Annotated in this window: 20 protein-coding genes; 8 read left to right on the top strand and 12 right to left on the bottom strand. The window is 71.6% G+C overall.

Annotated features, from left to right (window positions below; all coding sequences use genetic code 11):
- Window positions 1-502 precede the first annotated feature (502 nt).
- A complete protein-coding gene (locus ACMXN5_RS20870; RefSeq protein ID WP_395788634.1) occupies window positions 503-1,384 on the bottom strand; it encodes an NYN domain-containing protein in 882 nt (293 codons plus the stop codon).
- A 527-nt stretch (window positions 1,385-1,911) separates the two neighbouring features.
- Here ACMXN5_RS20870 and ACMXN5_RS20865 point away from each other — a divergent pair.
- On the top strand, window positions 1,912-2,082 hold the full coding sequence (locus ACMXN5_RS20865) for a hypothetical protein (RefSeq protein WP_395787584.1): 171 nt from the start codon (window positions 1,912-1,914) through the stop codon (window positions 2,080-2,082).
- A 90-nt stretch (window positions 2,083-2,172) separates the two neighbouring features.
- Here ACMXN5_RS20865 and ACMXN5_RS20860 read toward each other — a convergent pair whose 3' ends face one another.
- The 5 genes from ACMXN5_RS20860 to ACMXN5_RS20840 form a co-directional block, all read right to left on the bottom strand.
- Window positions 2,173-2,802, bottom strand: coding sequence for an MBL fold metallo-hydrolase (locus ACMXN5_RS20860; protein WP_439678043.1), 630 nt, complete (start codon window positions 2,800-2,802; stop codon window positions 2,173-2,175).
- Complete coding sequence (locus ACMXN5_RS20855) at window positions 2,799-3,884, bottom strand: S-(hydroxymethyl)mycothiol dehydrogenase (RefSeq protein WP_439676509.1); 1,086 nt, start codon at window positions 3,882-3,884, stop codon at window positions 2,799-2,801. Before ACMXN5_RS20855 ends, ACMXN5_RS20860 begins: the two co-directional genes overlap by 4 nt.
- 43 nt (window positions 3,885-3,927) lie before the next feature.
- Window positions 3,928-4,542, bottom strand: coding sequence for a MarC family protein (locus ACMXN5_RS20850; protein ID WP_439676508.1), 615 nt, complete (start codon window positions 4,540-4,542; stop codon window positions 3,928-3,930).
- Complete coding sequence (locus tag ACMXN5_RS20845; RefSeq protein WP_439676507.1) at window positions 4,539-5,387, bottom strand: PHP domain-containing protein; 849 nt, start codon at window positions 5,385-5,387, stop codon at window positions 4,539-4,541. The genes ACMXN5_RS20850 and ACMXN5_RS20845 overlap by 4 nt, the downstream gene beginning before the upstream one ends.
- A gap of 91 nt (window positions 5,388-5,478) precedes the next feature.
- Window positions 5,479-6,114 (bottom strand): DUF6758 family protein, encoded by a 636-nt coding sequence (locus ACMXN5_RS20840; RefSeq protein WP_439676506.1) that lies wholly within the window; start codon window positions 6,112-6,114, stop codon window positions 5,479-5,481.
- Window positions 6,115-6,309: 195 nt separating this feature from the next.
- On the opposite strand from ACMXN5_RS20840, the gene ACMXN5_RS20835 reads away from it, so the two are divergent.
- A complete protein-coding gene (locus ACMXN5_RS20835; protein ID WP_395787576.1) occupies window positions 6,310-6,711 on the top strand; it encodes an NUDIX hydrolase in 402 nt (133 codons plus the stop codon).
- Window positions 6,708-7,619: a ribokinase gene (locus ACMXN5_RS20830; RefSeq protein WP_439676505.1), complete on the top strand. Its 912-nt coding sequence runs from the start codon at window positions 6,708-6,710 to the stop codon at window positions 7,617-7,619. Before ACMXN5_RS20835 ends, ACMXN5_RS20830 begins: the two co-directional genes overlap by 4 nt.
- A gap of 97 nt (window positions 7,620-7,716) precedes the next feature.
- On the opposite strand, the gene ACMXN5_RS20825 is transcribed toward ACMXN5_RS20830, so the two are convergent.
- Entirely contained in the window at window positions 7,717-8,223 is a 507-nt protein-coding gene (locus ACMXN5_RS20825) for a MaoC family dehydratase (protein WP_380037085.1), read from the bottom strand.
- Window positions 8,224-8,543: 320 nt separating this feature from the next.
- On the opposite strand from ACMXN5_RS20825, the gene ACMXN5_RS20820 reads away from it, so the two are divergent.
- The 3 genes from ACMXN5_RS20820 to ACMXN5_RS20810 are packed head-to-tail and all read left to right on the top strand — an operon-like array spanning window position 8,544 to window position 10,673.
- Window positions 8,544-8,852 carry a WXG100 family type VII secretion target gene (locus ACMXN5_RS20820; RefSeq protein ID WP_439676504.1) on the top strand — a complete coding sequence of 103 codons (309 nt, stop codon included), beginning with the start codon at window positions 8,544-8,546 and terminating at the stop codon, window positions 8,850-8,852.
- 13 nt (window positions 8,853-8,865) lie between these two features.
- Window positions 8,866-10,464 carry a hypothetical protein gene (locus ACMXN5_RS20815; RefSeq protein ID WP_439676503.1) on the top strand — a complete coding sequence of 533 codons (1,599 nt, stop codon included), beginning with the start codon at window positions 8,866-8,868 and terminating at the stop codon, window positions 10,462-10,464.
- Window positions 10,461-10,673, top strand: a complete 213-nt coding sequence (locus ACMXN5_RS20810) for a hypothetical protein (protein ID WP_439676502.1) — start codon at window positions 10,461-10,463, stop codon at window positions 10,671-10,673. Before ACMXN5_RS20815 ends, ACMXN5_RS20810 begins: the two co-directional genes overlap by 4 nt.
- A gap of 36 nt (window positions 10,674-10,709) precedes the next feature.
- Here ACMXN5_RS20810 and ACMXN5_RS20805 read toward each other — a convergent pair whose 3' ends face one another.
- Window positions 10,710-11,318 (bottom strand): suppressor of fused domain protein, encoded by a 609-nt coding sequence (locus ACMXN5_RS20805; RefSeq protein WP_439676501.1) that lies wholly within the window; start codon window positions 11,316-11,318, stop codon window positions 10,710-10,712.
- A 490-nt stretch (window positions 11,319-11,808) separates the two neighbouring features.
- Here ACMXN5_RS20805 and corA point away from each other — a divergent pair, with 490 nt between their 5' ends.
- The gene (corA, locus tag ACMXN5_RS20800) at window positions 11,809-12,885 is read left to right on the top strand and encodes a magnesium/cobalt transporter CorA (protein WP_439676500.1); all 1,077 of its coding nucleotides are present in this window, start codon (window positions 11,809-11,811) and stop codon (window positions 12,883-12,885) included.
- Window positions 12,886-12,932: 47 nt separating this feature from the next.
- On the opposite strand, the gene ACMXN5_RS20795 is transcribed toward corA, so the two are convergent.
- Window positions 12,933-13,430 carry a general stress protein gene (locus ACMXN5_RS20795; RefSeq protein WP_439676499.1) on the bottom strand — a complete coding sequence of 166 codons (498 nt, stop codon included), beginning with the start codon at window positions 13,428-13,430 and terminating at the stop codon, window positions 12,933-12,935.
- 233 nt (window positions 13,431-13,663) lie between these two features.
- Here ACMXN5_RS20795 and ACMXN5_RS20790 point away from each other — a divergent pair, with 233 nt between their 5' ends.
- A complete protein-coding gene (locus ACMXN5_RS20790) occupies window positions 13,664-14,248 on the top strand; it encodes a hypothetical protein (RefSeq protein WP_439676498.1) in 585 nt (194 codons plus the stop codon).
- 37 nt (window positions 14,249-14,285) lie between these two features.
- Here ACMXN5_RS20790 and ACMXN5_RS20785 read toward each other — a convergent pair whose 3' ends face one another.
- The 3 genes from ACMXN5_RS20785 to hutI all read right to left on the bottom strand — a co-directional run bounded on the left by ACMXN5_RS20785 (window position 14,286) and on the right by hutI (window position 18,011).
- The gene (locus tag ACMXN5_RS20785; RefSeq protein WP_439676497.1) at window positions 14,286-15,167 is read right to left on the bottom strand and encodes an alpha/beta fold hydrolase; all 882 of its coding nucleotides are present in this window, start codon (window positions 15,165-15,167) and stop codon (window positions 14,286-14,288) included.
- 306 nt (window positions 15,168-15,473) lie between these two features.
- A complete protein-coding gene (locus ACMXN5_RS20780; protein WP_439676496.1) occupies window positions 15,474-16,670 on the bottom strand; it encodes an acyl-CoA dehydrogenase family protein in 1,197 nt (398 codons plus the stop codon).
- A gap of 174 nt (window positions 16,671-16,844) precedes the next feature.
- A complete protein-coding gene (gene hutI / locus ACMXN5_RS20775; protein ID WP_439676495.1) occupies window positions 16,845-18,011 on the bottom strand; it encodes an imidazolonepropionase in 1,167 nt (388 codons plus the stop codon).
- Between the last annotated feature and the right edge of the window lie 3 nt (window positions 18,012-18,014).

The raw sequence follows: 18,014 nt of genomic DNA, 5'->3' as shown, positions 1-18,014 counted from the left end.
GCAGCCGCCGGCGGCGGAGTGCCGGGCGCCGGGCGCGGCGGGGCGGCAGGGCGCCGCGCCAGGCGCCGGGTGCGGGGGCGGCCAGGGCGGCGGAGGGCCGGGCCAGGCGCCGGGCGCGGGGGGAGGCGGCGGGCGACGGGAGGCGGCGGGCTGCGGGGGGCGGGCCAGGTGCGGCGGGGTGGCGGGGGGCGGGACTAGGCGCCGGGTGCGGGGGCGGCCGAGGCGGCGGGGGGCCAGGTCGGATGCCGGGCGCGGGGCGCGGGCGGCGACCGGGGCGGAGGGGGCCGGGGTGGACGCCGGGCGCGGGGCGCGGGCGGCGACCAGGGCGGAGGGAGCCGGGTTGGACGCCGGGCGCGGGCGGCGACCGGGGCAGAGGGGGCCGGGTTGGACGCCGGGCGCGGGGGGCCGGGCCAGGTACGGCGGGGGGCCGGGCTAGGGGCCGGGTGCGGGGGCGGCGGGGGCGGTCGGCCGGAGGCGCGCTTCGCAGGGGGGCGGGTCGGGTTCAGGACTCTGCGGGCTCCGTGCCGGAGAGGCCGAATTCGTGGTTCAGGCGGTCCCAGAAGCCGTTGCGCAGGGCACGACGCAGGTCCTCGTGGGGGCGCAGCGAGTATTGGAGGACACTCTCGGCGTCCACGAGCAGACCCCGGTCGATGGCCTGCGGCAACATCGGACCGGGCATCAGGTCGGCCAGGTTCTCCCGGCCGCGCACCACCAGCCAGCGCTCGGCGATCTCCTGGCCGATCCGCCACGCCTGTTCGGCGGTCGGCGGACCGCCGGGTTGCACGGTCAGCACGCCGGCGTGCGTCGGCGGCAACATCACCGGCGTCACGCACGTCTCGCAGAATTCGCGGTGCAACATTCGGGTGACGTCCGCCTCCCACACCAGCGGGTCGGCCTGGTTGGTGCCGTACGCGGGTTCGACGCCCCACAGGTGCACCCGTACGCCGTAGGACTGGGCGGCCTCGACCGCCGAGACCAGGTCCTCGTCGCCACTGATTACCACCGCGTCGTCGATCGCGTGGTTGCGGGCCAACGATTCGAGGTCGCTGCGGATCAGCGAGTCGACGCCCTTTTGCTGGTTGTGCGCGTTGAGATTGCCCAGTCGTACCTTCACGTCGGGGAGTTCGGCGATCTGTCGCTGCTCCACGGTGTGCACCCGCTCGCGCGCGCCGTCGTACCAGTACACCCGCAGCAGCCGGCCCTCCGGGAACACCCGGCGAGCCTCGTCGATCAGGCCGGTGATCAACTGCTCCGCATCCACCCGGAAGGCCCGGCGTTCGGCCGAGCCGGCGACGAGCAGGCCCATCGCCGCGTACACGTAGCCGACGTCGACGAACAGCGCGTGCGTCCCGAAGTGCAGCGGCGGCGAAACCGATCGCACCAAGACGGCCGGTCGGGTGAACGGGTCGGTCAACTCCGCCAGTGCTCCGGGGGCGCCCTCGAAGCCCGCGACCGGGTGGTCCTCCAGCGGACCGCCGTGCTCGGCGCCGAGGTCCTCGCCGGATTCGTGCACGACGGCGCCGAAGGCGGCCGTGGCACCCGTCCGGACGTCGTCCTCTCCCGGATCGTGCAAAGTCTCGTCCTCCCGTGGCGGCCGGGTGCCCGGCGCCTGGATGCGTGTCGATGTGTTCAGACCGCATTGTCCTATGCCGGCCGCCGTCGCGTCCTCGCTTGCCTCACGCGCGATGTCGCGTCATGCGTCACGTGTAAGCCATCGGATGTCAGGAAAGGAACATTTCAGTCATGGGAATGCTATCGGTGTGACCGCTGTTGTTCAGTGCGGTGCCGGTTGTGACCCCTGTCGGGTCTTACCCGATCCTCACGGATCCCGGCACCCATCCTTGTGAGCGGGGCTGTCGGCATGACCGTGTCGCCCCGCGCTACTTCGGACCGGAGGGAAGGGAGACGCACATGCGTTACCGAATCACCAACCTCAGCCGAGCCCAGGAATCGACCGGGTCCAACCCGGCCAACTGCGCCGTCGTCGACATCGACACCGTACAGGCGGCCCTGAAACGGGCCGAGGCCTACGGCGAGCGCCTGTACATCCGCCCCGTGAAGACGGCGGCGGACGTGGGTTGATTTTCGACTGAGGCTGAACCGAGGGCGCTCCCCCGTGCGGGGAGCGCCCTCGTCGTATCCGGATGCGATCGGGTCGGGGTGCGGGCCGGCTCAGTGGCCCCGGGTCACCCACGCGTCGTAGTCCGTCGCCTCCGCGCCGATCGTCGTCTCGTCGCCGTGGCCGGTGAGCACGCGCGTGCCCTCGGGCAGGCCGAGCAGGCGCCCCTTGATCGACTCCAGGATCACCGGGAACGACGAGAACGAGCGCCCCGTGGCACCGGGGCCGCCCTTGAACAGCGTGTCGCCGGAGAACAGCGCGGCCAGGTCCGGGGCGTACAGGCAGACCGCGCCCGGTGCGTGGCCCGGAGTGTGCAGGACCCGTAGGTCCAGGCCCGCGACGGTGATCACCTCGCCGTCGGTCAGGTCGACGTCCGGCGCACGGTCGGGATACACCGCGTCCCACAACATGCGGTCGCTCGGGTGCAGATGGATCGGCGCGCCGGTGCGTTCGGCCAACTCGGCGGCGGCGTTGATGTGATCGTTGTGGCCGTGGGTGAGCACGATGCCGGTCACCGTACGATCGCCCACGCCCGCCGCGATGGCCGCCGCGTCGTGTGCGGCGTCGATCACCACCACCTCGCGGTCGTCGCCGACGATCCACACGTTGTTGTCCACGTCGAAGTCCTGGCCGTCGAGCGAGAACACGCCCGAGGTGACCACGGGGTCGATGCCGGCCATCAGAGGATCACCACCGAGCGCAGCACGTCGCCGTGGTGCATCTTCTCGAACGCGGCCTCGACGTCGGCCAGGGTGATCCGCTCGCTGACGAACGCGTCGAGGTCGAAACGACCCTGGCGGTACAGGTCGATCAGCATCGGGAAGTCGCGCGAGGGCAGGCAGTCGCCGTACCAGGACGACTTGAGCGCGCCGCCGCGGCCGAACACGTCGAGCAGGGGCAGTTCGAGCGTCATGTCCGGGGTGGGCACGCCGACCAGGACCACGGTGCCGGCCAGGTCGCGGGCGTAGAACGCCTGCTTGTAGGTCTCCGGGCGGCCGACCGCGTCGATCACCACGTCGGCGCCGAAGCCGCCCGTGAGTTCGCGGATCGCCTCGACCGGGTCGCCCGACGTCGAGTTCACCGTGTGCGTGGCGCCGGCCCGGCGGGCCCACTCCAGTTTGCGGTCGTCGAGGTCGACGGCGATGATCCGCGCCGCGCCCGCGAGCCGGGCACCGGCGATGGCCGCGTCGCCGACCCCGCCGCAGCCGATCACCGCGACCGTGTCGCCGCGGCCGACGTTGCCGGTGTTCACCGCCGCGCCCAGGCCCGCCATCACGCCGCAGCCGAGCAGGCCGGCCGCGGCGGGGTCCGCCTCGGGGTCGACCTTGGTGCACTGTCCGGCGGCGACCAGGGTCAGTTCGGCGAACGCGCCGATCCCGAGCGCGGGGCTCAGCTCGGTACCGTCCTCCAGGGTCATCTTCTGCGTGGCGTTGTGCGTGGCGAAGCAGTACTGCGGACGGCCGCGCCGACACGCGCGGCAATTACCGCACACCGCACGCCAGTTCAGGATCACGAAGTCGCCGACGGCCACCTCCGTGACGCCCTCGCCGACCGACTCGACGATGCCGGCGGCCTCGTGGCCGAGCAGGTACGGGTAGTCGTCACCGATGCCGCCCTCGCGATAGTGCAGGTCCGTGTGGCACACGCCGCACGCCTGCACCTTCACCCGCGCCTCGCCCGGACCCGGGTCCGGCACCACGATGGTCTCGATCGAGACCGGTGCGCCCTTGGCGCGTGCGACGACGCCGCGTACCGACTTGCTCATGTCCTCCGCCTCTCCCCAACCACCGGCTGCTGCCTTTCGCACCCTATGGCTTCGCCTCGATGAAACCCCGGACCCCGTCCGCGCACAGCTGTACCGCGATCGCCGAGAGCAGCAGGCCCGAGAGCCGGGTCACCAGGACCACGCCGCTCTCCTTGATGATCTTGATGATGCCGAGCGAGAAGCGCATGGTCAGCCACAACACCACGTGGATCGCCACGATCGCGATCCACACTCCGAGGTACTGACCGGCGCCGTGCGCCTTCTGCACGCTGACGATCGCGGCCACGATCGCACCGGGGCCGGCCAGGAGGGGTGTGCCGAGGGGCACCAAAGCGACGTTGACGTCCTTGTTCTCGGTCGGCTCCTCGGCCTTGCCGGTGAGCAACGACAGTGCCACCAGCAGCAGGAGCAGACCTCCGGACACCTTGAGCGCCGGGATCGACACGTGCAGATAGTCGAGGATCTTCTGGCCGAACAGCCCGAAGACGGAGATCACGCAGAACGCGACGGTGGCCGCCTGCCAGGCCATGCGCTTGCGCACGGCCTGCGGTCGGCCACCGGTGAAGCTCAGGTACAGCGGGATGATGCCCGGCGGGTCCATGATCACGAAGAGGGTGACGAAGGACGAGCCGAAGAGAGTGACGTCGAACCAGTTCATGGGGTGAGGGGTCTTGCTCCTGTTGCCAGTTCCGCGATCGCCCCGTACGACTCTGGATCTGTAGTGATTTCTCCGAGATTGATCGTTTTGCGGGTGCCATGGTAGTCACTCGAACCGGTGGTGATCAGCCGCAGCTCGCCCGCGAGACCGCGCAGGTGCACCCGCATCGTGTCGTCGTGGTCCATGTGGTCCACCTCGATCCCGGCCAGACCCGCCTCGGCCAGCTCGGCGATCGTGGCGTCGGAGACGGTGCGCCCGCGCGTGACCGCGCCCGGGTGGGCGAACACCGCGGCCCCGCCCGCGCCGTTGATCAGCCGTACCGCGTCGGCGGCTTCGATCTCGTACTTGCCCACGAACGCCCGTCCGCCGTCCTTGAGCCACTCGGGGGTGAACGCGGCGGACACGTCCGCGACCACGCCCGCCTCGACCAGGGCGGTGGCCACGTGCGGCCGGCCCACCGCGCCGCCGCCCGCGATCTCCCGCACCCGCTCCCAGGTGATCGGCGCGCCCAGCTCGCGGCAGCGCGCCACCATCGCCTCGGCCCGGCGGACCCGGTCGGTGCGGACCAGCTCGCGCGCCCGGGCGAACTCCGGCTCGGCGGGGTCGAACAGGTAGCCCAGCATGTGCAGACTGATCCCGCCCTCGGCCACACAGGAGATCTCCGCGCCGCGCACCAGGGTCAGCCCGTCGGGCAGCGCCTCGGCCGCCTCCGCCCAACCCGAGGTGGTGTCGTGGTCGGTGAGCGCGACCACGTCGAGGCCGGCCGCCCGCGCCTTGCGGACCAGGTCGGCGGGCGCGTCGGTGCCGTCGGAAGCGGTGCTGTGGGTGTGCAGGTCGATACGCACGCGGACCTCGTCTGCGGGAGGGTCGATGGACGCTCCCGACCCTAGCCGGCGGGACCGGGCCCGTACCGCCCCGGGCCGGGTCCCCCGCGGGTCAGCGGTCGAGCAGTTGCGGGGACAGCGCCCCGCACGGCAACAGCTGCAACTCGGCCCCGGCGTCGCGCAGATCGGTGAGCACGACGTCGTCGTAGACCAGATGCCCCGCCTTGCCCGGCCACAGGATCGCCCACAACCACAGGCCCATCGCCTCGCCCGCGTACACCGCGCGGTCGGCCGGCGCGTCGGTCACGCACCACAGCGGGGTCGGCCGACCGGCCGCCATCACCTTCGCGGGCGCGGACTGGACGAAGTCGCCGCCCGGATCGTGACCGGGCAACCCGGCGTAGCGGGCGCCGAGTCCGACCCCCAGCTCCTCGGCCACGAGCACCAGTTCGCCGCGTCCGCCCAGCGGCGCGGGACCGGTACAGGCGACCGCGACCGCCCGCGAGCCGCCGCGATCGTCACCCGCGTGGGCAACGCCCGTGTAGAGCCAGCCGACCGGCAGCGGCCAGGGCAACCAGACCGGCACCCGGGAGCGGCGCACCACCGCGTCCAACGCCTCGACACTGGGCGGCACGACGGGTTGCAGCGGAGGCACGGCGCCATGGATCTCGCATTCCCACGTCTCCGAGAACAGACCCGGAGCGCGGACCCGGCCGCCGCAGCGGGGGCAGCTCGGCTCGCCCTTCATAGGACAAGACGGTCCACTGCCCGAGGCTTCGCGTCAAGGACGATCACTCCTTCGGTGCGTCCGGACCGCCGACCGGCGTACGACCGCGCACAGCACGCCGGATGAGCGCGCCCGCACGCCCCCCGCGCTGCTCGACACCGAATCCCGGCGGCGCGGCCCGTCGGGATCCGTTGGACGGGGGCTAGGCTCGGAGGCATGCGGCTCATTTCCTGCGTCGGTGCGATCGTCCTGGACTCGGAGGGACGGGTGCTCCTGGTGCGACGCGCGAAAATGCCCGGCGAGGGCCGGTGGTCGCTGCCCGGCGGGCGGGTCGAGGAGGGTGAGACCGACGCGGTCGCGCTGGCCCGGGAGATGGTCGAGGAGACCGGGCTCGAGGTGACCGTGGGACCGCTGGTCGGCTCGGTGTTGCGACCGGCGCCCGACGGCGGCACCTACGAGATCCGCGACTACGCCTGTACTCCCCACGGCGGCACCCTGCGCGCGGGCGACGACGCCGACGCGGTGCGCTGGATCGCCGCCGGCGAACTGGGCCGACTCGACCTGGTCGACGGCCTCCTCGACGCCCTGCGCGAGTGGAACGTCCCGGGGGTGGCATGAGCGGCCCCGCACGCCTGCTGGTGGTCGGCTCGATCAACGCCGACCTGGTGGTCCGGGTGCCGGCGCACCCCTGCCCGGGCGAGACGGTCCTCGGCGGCGACCTGGCGGTGCACCCCGGCGGCAAGGGCGCCAATCAGGCGGTGGCGGCGGCGCGGCTGGGCGCCGACGTGGCGCTGGCCGGCCGGGTGGGCGACGACGACCACGGCCGCATGCTGCTCGCGACGCTGCGCCGGGAGGGCGTGCGTACCGAGGCGATGCGCACCTCGCCCGGCGCCTCGGGCGTCGCGCTGATCACGGTCGACGACGCGGGCGAGAACGCCATCACCGTGGCTCCCGGAGCCAACGCCCGCTTCGGGCCGACGGATGTGGCCGACCTGGTCCCGGCGATCGAGGCCGCCGCGGTGGTCTCTCTGCAATTGGAGATCCCCCTCGACACGGTCCGGGCGGTGATCGAACGCTGCGCGGCGGCGCACACCCGGGTGGTGCTGAACCCGTCGCCGGCCGTGTCGAGGCACGTGCTGACCTCCGGGGCGCTGCTCGGGGCCTGCGACCCGCTGGTCCTCAACGAGCACGAGGCGGCCACGATCGCGGGCGAGGGCAACGCCCGCGACGCGCTGAAGGTGTTGCGGGCACTCGACCCGAGCCCACGTTCGATCGTCCTGACCCTGGGCCCCGCCGGCGCGCTGATCACCGAGGCCGGCGCGGAGCCGCTGCACATCCCCGCGCCGGCGGTGACCGCCGTCGACACCACGGGCGCGGGCGACGCCTTCACCGGCGCCCTGGCCTGGCGCCTGGCCGCCGGCGACGACCTGCCCACCGCGACCCGGTACGCGGTCCGCACAGGCGCGGCCGCGGTCCGCCGCGCGGGCGCCCAGTCCTCCTACCCGACACCCGACGAACTGCCGTGAAACGACCGTCCGTCCCTTCGCGTCGACCGGGCGGGTCGCGCGCTCCCCGCAACGACCCGCCCGCACTCGATCCCGCGGGTTCCCGCTCGGCCCTCGATCAGCCCTCGATCAACTCGGGTCGCCCGGGCTGCTCGCCGCCACGCTTCACCCCGTAGCTCTCCTTGGGCACCATGACCTTGCGCTTGAACACGCACACGAGCGTGCCGTCCTGCTTGTAGCCCTTGGTCTCCACGTAGACGACGCCCCGGTCGTCCTTGGACTTCGACTCCCACTTGTCCAGCACGAGGGTCTGCCCGTAGAGGGTGTCCCCGTGGAACGTGGGTGCCACGTGTCGCAGGGACTCGATCTCCAGGTTGGCGATCGCCTTGCCCGAGACGTCCGGCACCGACATGCCGAGCAGCAGTGAGTAGATGTAGTTGCCCACCACCACGTTCCGACCGAAATCGGTGGTCTTCTCGGCGTAGTTGACATCCATGTGCAGTGGGTGGTGGTTCATGGTGAGCAGACAGAACAGGTGGTCGTCGTACTCGGTCACGGTCTTCCCGGGCCAGTGCTTGTAGATCGCACCGACCTCGAACTCCTCGTAGTAGCGGCCGAACTGCATCTCGGTCCCCTCTCACCTGGTAACACATCGAACAGGACGCGTCACGTCGAACGCTCGTCGAACCCGATTCGGGTACCCGCCCCTGGGAGGTCGGGTGGCGACGGATCGACGGGCACGTCGACGGATGCGTTCGAGAATAGGGAGCCGACCACGCCACGCAGTAGGGGGCGCCCGGTGACGTGGGTCATGGACAAGCCCTGTGAACCCGGTCACCCGGTCGCGAACAGTCCTGCGACGGTCGGTGCCGCCGGGCTACCGTGAGAGGTCATCGTGTGTGCGCGTGCACACACCGTGATCATGGTCCGGCGGCGGGGGCTCGCATGGCGACGAAGGATTTCCGGGTCGATCCGGAGCAGATCAGGGGAACGATTCCGGCGTTCACCACTCAGGCGGAGCGACTGCGCGTCGCCGCCGAGACATTCAAGCGAGAACTCGCCGAACTGGGCGCCCCATGGGGCGACGACGACAACGGGCGAAAGTTCGGCACGCCCTTCCTCGAGAGCCAGGTCGCCATCATCAAGAGCGCGGACATCCTGGCCCAGGGCATGGCGAGCATCGGTCCGACGCTCGCGGCTCTGGCGGACAACGTCGTACGCACGGATCAGGCCAATGCCGAGAAGCTGAGCTGAGCGGGGCACCGCCATGGGCTGGGGGATCATCGAGGATGCCGTCGACGCGGTCGGCGACGGTTTGGACAAGGCGGAAGACGTCGTCGAGGCGGGTGTCGACAAGGTCGGCGACGCGGTCGACTTCGTGGTCGATCTCGCCGAGGCCACGCTCGACGAGTGCATGAGCGTGCTCAAGGGCCTGGTCAGTCTCGGCGATGACGCGGTCGAGCAGGTCGTCCGCTACCTGGGACTCCCCTGGCCCGCGGCGGATGAGGACAAACTGCGCCGGATGGCGGCGGCGTACGACCGCATGGCGGCGTCCCTCGACGGGGTCGCGTCGGGCGCCGCCCCGGCCGCACGGGCGGTCATCGCCGGCAACAAGGGTCTTCCGATCGACAACTTCGCCTCCTTCTGGAACCGGTACGAGGGCGGCCCCGGTGCGTGGCTGCCCGGCATGGCCGGATCGTGTCGCCAACAGGCCGACTCGTTACGCAAGTTGGCCGACGCCGTCGAGAAGCAGAAGACGGTGCTCAAGGCCGAGATCCTGGCGGTGGCCGCGACCATCCTGGTCGGTGTCGGGCTGCTGTTCGTCCCCGGCGTCAATGTGATCTCGGGCGCCGCGATCACGGCGGCCACCAACATCGCGCGCGGCGCCGCGATGGCCGCCGGGCTCGCCATCAGCGAGAGCGTACTGGCCATCATCGGTTCGATCGCCGGCTCCGCGGTCGTCGGCGCGGTCCTGTCGGTGACGCTGGACCTCGCCGTCGCGCAGCCCGTGAAGATCGCCCTCGGCGCACAGGACGGCATCACCCTCGATCACCTCGCCTCGACGGCGGCCTACGGCGCGGGCGGCGGAGCCTTCGCCGCCGGCTTCTCGTCCGGCGCCGCCCAGTTGCCCAAACTGGCCCTGCCGGCGCGACTCACCCCATTGGCCGGCAGGATCCCCACCGCTCTGGAGAGCCTCCCGGGGCAGACCCTCCTCGGGGCCGGTGGGGCCGCCACACTCGACCTTGCCACGGGCAACGACGTCAGCCTGCTCAACGTGATCGCGGGTGGGGCGGGCGGGGCGGGCAGTCGCATGGCCGCCGGGGGGCGCCCGGGTATCGGCGACGTCCTCGCCGGGGATCCGGGCGCACCCGTCGTACCTACCGAGCCGGGGGGTCCGGCGACGAGTCGACCCCTCCAGGTCTCGAACAGCGCGCGCGGAAGCGACCCGCTGACACCCGAACAGATCGCCGAGGCGCGGGAGATCGCCATCTCCATGGGGATGCCCGAGGAGGGCATCGTCTACAGCGACAACATGAACACCGCGTGGTCGGCCATGTTCGGCCAGGAGCGCCTGTACATCGGCACCGACGTCCTTCCGGGCACCCAGGACCATCCGAACTCGCAGATCTCGCTGCGCGGAGCCATCGCCCACGAGGTCGTCGGCCATCGCGAGGCCGAGTTGGCCGGGCGGGCGCAGACCGACGAGTACCTCGAAGAGGCGCAGGCCAGTCTGCGAGCGGCCGAACTGGCCCCGGGGCTCACTCCCGAGGAGCGGGCGATGCTCAGGGCGGATGCGATGATCCGGCTGCAGCACGCGGGTGTCGACCCGAAGGACTTCGAACCGTGGATGGGTGGTGGCTCGTGAGTGAATCGGCCGAGAACCGAGAGCGTGATCGTGACACGTTGGAGGCGATCATGCTGGGGATGGCTCGCGGAGAGCTGCCCGAGTTGACGTGTCGGGTGTGCGGGACCCCGATCCGGTATTCGCAGATCCTCCGCGACGAACACCGGGTGGTCAGCCTGCGGACGACCTGTTCGTGTGGGCATTCCAGCGGCGTGATCCGGGGCATCTGAGGTCGGCGGACGCGAGGTTCGGCCGGGCTCGGCGGCTCAGGTCAGCGGCACCGCGCGGCGGTTGGGGTCGCGGAGGTCGGTGGCGTGGTGGAGCCATTTCTCCTGGAGGGCCTCCGCGCCCTGGGCGCGTTTCCAGGCGGCCTCCGCGGGGGTCATCGGGAGCAGGGGGAAGAAGCGGACCGGGTCGGCGGGAGGCGGCAGCGGCAGGTCGGCGACCAGACCGCCGGGTTCGGCGACCAGAACCGCGTGGAACGCGCCGCCCTCCCACAGCGGGCCGCCCAGGTCGAGCGACGCGCCGGGGGCGATCACCAGGCCCTCCACCTGCGGGGTCGCACCAAGCACGGCCAGCGGGCGCAGCACCGAGTCGTGGCCGCCGCGCACCGAGAGCACCAGTTCCGCCCGCGGGCCCGCGACCGGATCGGCGAGCGCCGCCGCCGGATCGGCCATCGGCGCCCGGGACATGCCCACCGTGGCGTACCGGACCACACCCTCCGTGTCTGGACCGAAGCGCAACACCTCGATGCGATCGGCCCCCACGAAGGTGACCCCGGCACGGCCGGTCGGCTCGCCGAAGGCCGCCGTCAGATGCGCCTCGACCTGCGGAGTGGGGTCGATCGGCTCGGGTCCCGGCGTGAAGTCGAACATGCCCGCATGCTAATTCGCCGTCAGGAGCCGCACGCGCCAAGGCCGTCGCGGCCGTGGCGAGGTCACTCTGGTGTACTCTGCATAGTCGGCCCGCAGGACGTACGACGTGCTCGCGCGCCATCGGATGACGGATGCGTCCTCGCCCGACCCGCCCGGTCGGCGCCCGAGGACTTCCCCCAGCGGGGACCGGCCGTGGGAGGTGATCGTGGTGCATACCAGCACACCGTGCAGTACCGGCGGCTCACCCGATCTTCCCCGATCCAGTCGCACGCCCCGCCCTTTCTGAGGGTTTCCGAGACCTTCCCCGGATTCCGACCGCCCGCTCGTGGCGGCCCGGTTCCCGTTCTCCGAATGTCCTCCGTGACGGGGCGTCAGGATCTTTTGCCGTTCTTTCGGTGATTCGTTCCGCTTGCACGTGTCGACACTCCCCTCGGCCTGCCCGCCGCGGTGGTTCGGCGTCGGCGTGTGCCGGTCATCCCAGGAGCCCGTCATGTCGATGATCCGCGACCTCCGCGCCGCAGTCCGCCCGCACCGCCGCACCCCGCTGCCGTCGAACACGCCCGCGGCGACCGGGAACTGCGTGGTGGACTGTGCCGTGTATCGCGACGGCCATCGCCTGGACGGCTACGCGAACCCCGACTCGGCGATCCACGAGGTGCGCCGGGGCGGCGGCTTCGTCTGGATCGGCCTGCACGAGCCCAGCGCGCTCGAACTGTCCGGTATCGCCGAGCGGTTCGGCCTGCACCCGCTCGCCGTGGAGGACGCCGTCCACGCGCACCAGCGGCCCAAGCTGGAGCGCTACGACGACACCCTGTTCGCGGTGTTCAAGACGGTCACCTACGTCGAGCACGAACAGCTCTCCGCGACCAGCGAGATCGTCGAGACCGGCGAGATCATGGTCTTCCTCGGCAACGACTTCGTGGTCACCGTGCGACACGGCCGGCACGGCGCGCTCGGCGATCTGCGCTGTCGCCTGGAGAACGGCGCCGAACTGCTCGCCGCTGGGCCCTCGGCGGTGCTGCACGCGGTCGCCGACCGGGTGGTGGACACCTACCTCGACGTCGCCCAGCTCATCCAGGACGACATCGACCAGGTCGAGAACGACGTGTTCGGCGGCGGTGGCGCGGGCGACGCGGGCCGGATCTACCAGCTCAAGCGCGAACTGCTCGAACTCAAGCGCGCGGTCGCCCCCCTCGCCCGCCCGCTGCACGCGCTCGCCGAGCGGCCGATGCGCCAAGTGCACCCCGACATCCGCGAATACTTCCGCGACGTCGAGGACCACCTGTCCCGGGTCGGCGAACAGGTGGCGTCGTTCGACGAGTTGCTGACCTCGATCCTGCAGGCCAACCTCGCGCAGGTGACGGTCGCGCAGAACGAGGACATGCGCAAGATCTCGGCCTGGGTGGCGATCTTCGCCGTGCCGACGATGCTCGCCGGGGTGTACGGGATGAACTTCGAGCACATGCCCGAGCTGAAGTGGCGGTACGGCTACCCGATGACGTTGTCGGTGATCGTGGTCGTGTGCACGCTGATGCACCGGGGCTTCCGCCGCAACGGCTGGTTGTAGCGGGCGCGGCGGGCCTCGGGGCGGGTCGGCCCCGGGGCGCCGACCGCCTACAACTCCAGTCGGCCCACCAGGTTGCGCGCCCGCTCGGCCAGGTCGGGCCGCACCACCACGTCGTAGCGCGAGGCCACGATCTGGCTGGTGGACACGAAGTCCCGGCGTCCGCCCAGCGCCTTGTACCCCAGCCAGCCGAACAGGGCGCCCGCGGCGATGCCCCAGACCAGACCCATCAGCACCAGCCAGAGCCACCCGTGCGCGCGAACGGCGAAGATGCCCAGGAACAGCCCGATCATCAGCCCGAACCACGCACCGCTCGCCGCGCCGGACGCCGCCGCCTTGCCGGCGGTGAGCCGACCCAGCACGTTCTCGACCATGCGCAGATCGGCACCGACGATCGCGGTGTTCTCCACCGGGAACTCGTGGTCCGACAGGTAGTCGACCGCTCGCTGGGCGCCCGCGTAGTTCGTGTAGGACGCGATGACCTGGCCGGTGTTCGCCAGGTCGGGCCCGGGCGCACCCGCGCCGGGAGGAACATTCTGACCGAACATGCTGCCGCCTCGCCTGAATGCCGGCCGAATCCCGGCCCGTATGGTCGTTCGACCGGGAGCCTGTACCCGACAGGATCCGTGACAACACGTGACCAATGGGCCGAATGCTCCGTATCCCGGCCGGCCCAACGGACGGCCCGAGCGCGACGTCGGCACGGTTACGATCAAGCCGCCGTCGGATCGGCGTCCGTTGCCTGCGGGTAGCGCGTGGGCCTTGCGAGACCGGAGATGTCATGGCAGCGGAGCGGCACCACGGGCCCCCCTGGGAGGTGGTCTTCGAGCTGCGCAAGGGCTGGAACCCGGAGACCGTCCTGTTCTGCGCATTCGTTGCGGTCCTGGGCGGCATCGGGTTCCTCGTGCCCGGCTGGGGCGTGTCCATCTTTTTGTGGGTGATGGCCGGCACCGGAATGCTCGCGGGAGCCAGTGCGATACGCGGCAACTGGTTCTTTCGAGCCGGTGCCGAGGGGCCTGTGCTCCGCTCCACGACATGCCGCGGTGACCGTCTGGTTCAGCTCCCGTGGGACCAGGTCCGGGCGATAGTCGTCTGGAAGCTGCACCACAGCCGGTGGATCGGCGTCATCCCCCGACCCGGCGTGTCGTTGCCGGGAGACGACTCCCCGGCGTGGCTGCGTGGCATGGCGCGTATGGGGGCGGGGGACGCGGCCCGGATGTGCACCCCGGCGCACGGAGTCCGAATCGATCTTCCCCGACTGGCCAAACTGCTCGGCGAGTTCGCCCCGCATGTCGCCCTCGTCGACCAGAGCGGTCGGCGGACGGTGGTGCATCGCCAGGGCTTCGACGAAGACCCGCTCGGGTAGGCGAACAAGATCCGGCGCCGGAGACCGTAACCGGCGCCTACCCCGCCACGACCTCGCGCACCGCGTTCCCCACCGCGTCCGGACGGTCCAGCATCATGAAGTGGGCGGAGTCGTCCAGTACCTCGCAGCGGCCCTGCGGGGACAGGTTCGCCAGGGTGCGCAGGGCCCGTACCCAGCGGGCCCGGGCGGCCAGGCTCTCGTAGCCGCCCGCGGCGGCCAGCACCCGCAGCGGGACGTCCGGCAGCGGTGCGACCCGGCGCAGGTCGGCGAGTTCGGCGGCCACGTCGAAGTAGGTGGCGTTCTCGGTGAGCGCCGCCGCGAAGAACCGCCCCGAGCCGTACGACCCGCGCACCCAGCGCGCGTCCGCCACATCCCGGTGCCGGCGGGACTGGGTGAACAGGATCGACCGTCGCGCCGCGGGCCCGATCGCCCGACTCACGCCGGTGGCCCGCATCGCGCCGCCCAGCGCCCTGGCCGCCCGGATCCGGGCCTGCCGGGCGGGCCGTGGTCGCGGCTTCTCCTCGTTGCTCGGGTCGACCAGGACCAGGCCCGCCGTGCGCTCGGGGTACATCCGGGCGAAGCCCTCGACGTGGAACGCGCCGAGCGAATGGGCGAGCAGGACGTACGGGCCGGGCAGCGCGAGCGCGTCGGCCAGCGCGGCGATGCGGTCCGCCTCGTGGGCCAGCGTGGGCGGCCGCGGGTCGGGCTGCGAGTAGCCCAGGCCGGGGCGGTCGAAGCGCACCACCGTGCAGTCGCCGCTGAGCAGCGGCACCACCGGATCCCAGTCGAACCACGCGCCGCCGAGCCCGCTGGTGGCGATCACCACGGGCCCGGCGCCCTCACGGACCACGTGCAGCGCGGTCCCGTCGATCCGGACGAACTCCCCGGGCGGTACCGGTACCGGGTGTCTCGCGACCATGGTGGGCTCCCCGTCACTCGAGGTTACGCGTGTCGCCATCATCGGTCGCGGTTTCCGCCCGGACGCGCAGCGACGCGACCACTACGCCGACCGAGCCGAGACCGGACCCGGTTGGCCGTCGGCCCCCGGGCGCAACGACGCCACGTTCCGATCGTTGGACCGGTCGCGTCGCGCGTCGCGCCCCGCCGACGGGGATGGTTCCGAGTTCGAGATCGAACGGCCGTATCGGGACGCGTCGGCCCCGCGCTCGTGGGGATGTGTGGCTCCCGTTCCGAGATCCGGGGTGGGAGCCACGCCCCGGGGCTCTCAGCCCTTGAGCTTGTAGTCCTCCAGCAGCCGCCGGCCGATGATCATCTTCTGGATCTCGGCCGTGCCCTCGCCGATCAACAACATCGGCGCCTCGCGGTAGAGGCGTTCGATCTCGAATTCGCGCGAGAACCCGTACCCGCCGTGGATCCGGAACGCGTCCTCGACGACCTCCTTGCAGTATTCGGAGGCCAGGTACTTGGCCATCCCCGCTTCGAGGTCGTTGCGCTCGCCCGCGTCCTTCTTGCGCGCCGCGTTGACCATCATCGCGTGCGCGGCCTCGACCTTGGTGGCCATCTCGGCGAGCTTGAACTGGATCGCCTGGTGCCCGGTCAGCGGCTTGCCGAAGGTCTCCCGCTGCTGCGCGTAGCGGATGCCCAGCTCGAACGCGCGCTGCGCGACCCCGCAGCCGCGCGCGGCCACGTTCACCCGGCCCACCTCGACGCCGTCCATCATCTGGTAGAAGCCCTTGCCGGGCACCCCGCCCAGAATGCGATCGGCCGGCACCCGACAGTTGTCGAGCACCATCTCCGTGGTGTCGACGCCCTTGTAGCCCATCTTGTCGATCTTGCCGGGGATGGTCAGGCCCGGGCGCGTCTCGCCGAAGCCGGACTCCTTGTCGATCAGGAACGTGGTCATGTTCCGGTAGACCGAGTCCTCGCCGAGGTCGGTCTTGGTCAGCACCGCGACCAGGTTGGCGCTGCCGCCGTTGGTGAGCCACATCTTCTGACCGTTGAGCACGTAGAACTCGCCGTCCGGCACCGCCTTGGTGCGGATCGCCGACACGTCCGACCCGCAGTGCGGCTCCGACATCGAGAACGCGCCGCGGATCTCGCCCTCGGCCATCTTCGGCAGGTAGTACGCCTTCTGCTCTTCGGTGCCGTGCTGCTTGATCATGTACGCGACGATGAAGTGCGTGTTGATGATGCCGGACACGCTCATCCAGCCGCGCGCGATCTCCTCGACCACCAGCGCGTAGGTCAGCAGCGACTCGCCGAGGCCGCCGTACTCCTCCGGGATCATCAGGCCGAACAGGCCCATGGCCTTCATGCCCTCGACGATCTCCGCCGGGTATTCGTCCCGGTGCTCCAGTTCGGTCGCGACCGGGATGATCTCCTTGTCCACGAACGTGCGGACGGTGGCGAGGATCTCCCGTTGGACTTCGGTGAGTCCGTCGGTCTGTGCGAGGCGGCCCATGGGCGGCGCTCCTTCCGTCTGCGCATGTCCGGGCCCCACACCCTCGGGGTCCCGGCCACGCTTCTGGCTTAGAGAGTTACCGGGGAGTATCCACGAGCGCGCCGGGTCGCGACAGAGGGGGTCCGTAACGCGGGCACCCCGATTTCGAACGATCTGTCGGCTGCCCTACCCCGCTCAGACCGGCACGCCCGCCCGCCACACCGCGCGCACCAGCGGTACGCCGGGCCGGTAGGCGAGGTGGACGTGTGAGGGCGCGTCCAGCTCGACCACGTCGGCGCGCGCCCCCGGCCGCAGCACGCCCACGTCCGTACGGCGCAGCGCGCGCGCACCGCCGGCGGTCGCCGCGTACAGCGCCTCGTCGGGCGTCATGCCCATGTCGCGCACCGCGAGCGCGATGCAGAACGGCATCGACGTGGTGAAGCTGGAGCCGGGGTTGCAGTCGGTGGACAGCGCCACCTCTACACCGGCGGCGAGCAGCCGGCGGGCGTCGGGGTAGACCGCGCGAGTGGAGAATTCCGCGCCGGGGAGCAACGTGGCCACCGTGTCGCCGACCGCGAGCGCGTCCACGTCGGCGTCGTCGAGGTGGGTGCAGTGGTCGGCCGAGGCCGCGCCCAGCTCGACGGCCAGTCGTACGCCGGGCCCGTGCCCGAGCTGATTGGCGTGCACGCGCGGGATCAGGCCCTTCGCCTTGCCGGCGGTCAGGATGGCCCGCGCCTGGTCGCCGTCGAACGCGCCGCGCTCGCAGAAGACGTCCACCCAGCGGGCGTGCGGCGCGCAGGCGTCCAGCATCGGGCCGGTGACCAGGTCGACGTAGCCGGCCGGGTCCTCGGCGTATTCCGGCGCGACGATGTGCGCGCCGAGGTAGGTGGTCTCGGCGGTGAACGCCGACGCGATCCGCAGCGCGCGTTCCTCGTCGGCGACGGTGAGGCCGTAGCCGGACTTGATCTCGATCGTGGTGGTGCCCTGTCGCGCCGCCTCGCCGACCAGCCGGCCGGCGTTCGCGGCCAGCTGCTGCTCGCTCGCGGCCCGGGTCGCGGCCACCGTGGTACGGATCCCGCCGGCCCGGTACGCCTGGCCGGACATCCGCGCGTCGAACTCGGCGGTGCGGTCCCCGGCGAAGACCAGGTGCGAGTGCGAGTCGACGAAGCCGGGCTGGACCGCGCGGCCCTCGGCGTCGTACCGGGTGTCCGCGTCCGGGGCGCTCGCGGCGGCCCCCACCCACACGATGCGGTCGCCGTCGAGCACGAGGGCCGCGTCCCGGAGCAGGCCGAGGGGGCCGGCGTCGAGGTCGGGGTCGTTGGTGACCAGCGAGCCGATGTTGGTGATCAGGGTGGTGGCCACGCG

Origin of the sequence: Embleya australiensis, from assembly GCF_051903075.1 — a bacterium.
Classification (GTDB): Bacteria; Actinomycetota; Actinomycetes; order Streptomycetales; family Streptomycetaceae; genus Embleya.
Note: the sequence above shows the minus strand (reverse complement) of the source record. Positions and strands in the feature narration are given on the sequence as shown.

Bases quoted from the DNA above. Each gene is read 5' to 3' on its own strand.
- ACMXN5_RS20865 (WP_395787584.1), top strand. From the start codon at position 1,912: ATGCGTTACCGAATCACCAACCTCAGCCGAGCCCAGGAATCGACCGGG.
- ACMXN5_RS20855 (WP_439676509.1), bottom strand. From the start codon at position 3,884: ATGAGCAAGTCGGTACGCGGCGTCGTCGCACGCGCCAAGGGCGCACCG.
- ACMXN5_RS20850 (WP_439676508.1), bottom strand. From the start codon at position 4,542: ATGAACTGGTTCGACGTCACTCTCTTCGGCTCGTCCTTCGTCACCCTC.
- ACMXN5_RS20840 (WP_439676506.1), bottom strand. From the start codon at position 6,114: ATGAAGGGCGAGCCGAGCTGCCCCCGCTGCGGCGGCCGGGTCCGCGCT.
- ACMXN5_RS20835 (WP_395787576.1), top strand. From the start codon at position 6,310: ATGCGGCTCATTTCCTGCGTCGGTGCGATCGTCCTGGACTCGGAGGGA.
- ACMXN5_RS20830 (WP_439676505.1), top strand. From the start codon at position 6,708: ATGAGCGGCCCCGCACGCCTGCTGGTGGTCGGCTCGATCAACGCCGAC.
- ACMXN5_RS20825 (WP_380037085.1), bottom strand. From the start codon at position 8,223: ATGCAGTTCGGCCGCTACTACGAGGAGTTCGAGGTCGGTGCGATCTAC.
- ACMXN5_RS20820 (WP_439676504.1), top strand. From the start codon at position 8,544: ATGGCGACGAAGGATTTCCGGGTCGATCCGGAGCAGATCAGGGGAACG.
- ACMXN5_RS20815 (WP_439676503.1), top strand. From the start codon at position 8,866: ATGGGCTGGGGGATCATCGAGGATGCCGTCGACGCGGTCGGCGACGGT.
- ACMXN5_RS20805 (WP_439676501.1), bottom strand. From the start codon at position 11,318: ATGTTCGACTTCACGCCGGGACCCGAGCCGATCGACCCCACTCCGCAG.
- corA (WP_439676500.1), top strand. From the start codon at position 11,809: ATGTCGATGATCCGCGACCTCCGCGCCGCAGTCCGCCCGCACCGCCGC.
- ACMXN5_RS20795 (WP_439676499.1), bottom strand. From the start codon at position 13,430: ATGTTCGGTCAGAATGTTCCTCCCGGCGCGGGTGCGCCCGGGCCCGAC.
- ACMXN5_RS20790 (WP_439676498.1), top strand. From the start codon at position 13,664: ATGGCAGCGGAGCGGCACCACGGGCCCCCCTGGGAGGTGGTCTTCGAG.
- ACMXN5_RS20785 (WP_439676497.1), bottom strand. From the start codon at position 15,167: ATGGTCGCGAGACACCCGGTACCGGTACCGCCCGGGGAGTTCGTCCGG.
- ACMXN5_RS20780 (WP_439676496.1), bottom strand. From the start codon at position 16,670: ATGGGCCGCCTCGCACAGACCGACGGACTCACCGAAGTCCAACGGGAG.